Below are 227 nucleotides of genomic sequence, written 5' to 3'. Positions count from 1 at the left end.
GATGCCGATCGACAACAACCTTCTAGAGCGCGACATCCGGATTTTTGCAACCGGAAGAAAGAGCTGGCTCTTCAGCGATACCGTGGATGGCGCCAAGGCCAGCGCCGTCATTTACAGCCTGATGCTGACCTGTCGTGCCTGCCGCGTCGAACCCTTCGCATGGTTGCGACATGTCCTCACCGAACTGCCGCAGCGTCCCGACGATGCCGATATCGAGGACCTGCTGC

At 59.5% G+C, this 227-nt stretch carries 1 protein-coding gene; it reads left to right on the top strand.

All coding sequences use genetic code 11. The features are described 5' to 3' along the window. Positions 1-227: transposase domain-containing protein (locus OC446_RS30805; RefSeq protein WP_262032644.1), on the top strand; the 227-nt coding region annotated here is incomplete at both ends.

Source organism: Microvirga sp. Mcv34 (assembly GCF_024519725.1).
GTDB lineage: Bacteria > Pseudomonadota > Alphaproteobacteria > Rhizobiales > Beijerinckiaceae > Microvirga.
This window is presented reverse-complemented; position numbering and strand designations above follow the sequence as displayed.